This window comes from Streptomyces radicis (assembly GCF_003626575.1).
In the GTDB taxonomy this organism is placed as follows: domain Bacteria; phylum Actinomycetota; class Actinomycetes; order Streptomycetales; family Streptomycetaceae; genus Streptomyces; species Streptomyces radicis.
Genome location: NZ_RBDY01000076.1, coordinates 1 through 1,235, shown reverse-complemented (window position 1 = coordinate 1,235; position 1,235 = coordinate 1). Strand labels below are relative to the sequence as shown.

1 protein-coding gene is annotated in these 1,235 nt (G+C 66.2%); it reads left to right on the top strand.

Annotated features, from left to right (window positions below; translation table 11 throughout):
* Window positions 1–194 precede the first annotated feature (194 nt).
* Entirely contained in the window at window positions 195–1,088 is an 894-nt protein-coding gene (locus tag D7318_RS32285; protein WP_120700799.1) for an IS982 family transposase, read from the top strand.
* Window positions 1,089–1,235 lie beyond the last annotated feature (147 nt).

The following is a 1,235-nucleotide window of genomic DNA, read 5'->3' as shown; positions in this document are numbered from 1 at the left end:
CCACGGACCGGGCGGAACCGGTGAGCCCGTCGCCGCGCTCCTGAGACCGGGAAACGCGGGCTCCAACACGGCGGCCGACCACATCTCCACCGCCCAACTCGCCCTCGCCCAACTGCCGAAGCACTACTAGACGAGTAAGTCCGATGTCTTGGGTCGGTGGGCGGGCATGAGGAGAGGGTGTTCAAGATCATGTTGTGACGCAAGACCTGAACACCCTCTTGACCGCACTGTACGTGAAGATCGACGACGAGATCGCAGGGCCCCGGTGGATGGGCAGACCGCCCCGGCTGAGCGACTCCGAGCTTGTCTGCCTCGCGGTGGCCCAGGCTGTGCTGGGCTTCCACTCCGAGGCCCGCTGGCTACGGTTCGCCCGCGCCCGGCTGTCGGGCATGTTCCCCTACCTCCCACAGCAATCGGGCTACAACAAGCGCCTGCGTGCGGCGTTGCCGCTGGTCAAACGCGTCATCCGGGAGCTGGCCGTCGACACGGCCTTCTGGTTCGACGACGTGTGGATCACCGACTCCACCCCGGTGGAGTGCGGCCGATCACGGCCCACGGTCAAACGCTCGAACCTGGCCGGCTGGGCGGGCTACGGGTACTGCCGCTCGCACAGCCGGTTCTACTGGGGCCTGCGCCTGTTCCTGGTCTGCACCCCGGCCGGTATGCCCATCACCTGGGCATTGGCCAGCCCGAAGGTCGACGAACGGGAGGTGCTGGCCTCGATGCTCGACCGCGAGCCGCACCTGGCCCGCGACCGGCCGGGATTGCTGCTGATCGCGGACAAGGGCTTCGCCTCCAAAGAGTTCGAAGCCGACCTGGCCAGGCAGGGTGTCACCCTGCTGCGGCCCTCGTTCAAGCGGGAGAACACCCGGCCGGGCGAGTCGTTGCTGAAGTCAGTCCGCCAGCTCATCGAGTCCGTGAACGACACCCTCAAGGGACAGCTCGGGCTGGAGCAGCACGGCGGAAGGACCTTCGAAGGCGTCGCCATCCGCGTCGCCCAGCGAGTCCTGGCGATGGCCGCTGCAATCTGGCACAACCACCAAACCGGCGCACCCACCACCAGGTCACTAATCGCCTTCGACCACTGATCACATCGGACTTACTCGTCTAGTGCTTGGTCAGGTTCACTCGGTGGTGGCGTGTCCGGTTGAGTGACTGTGTCGTTGGTCGGGTGTGACGCCTGAGGAGCTGGCTGAAGCCCGGTGCCGTCTGGAGGACTTCGCGGAGGATGTGTT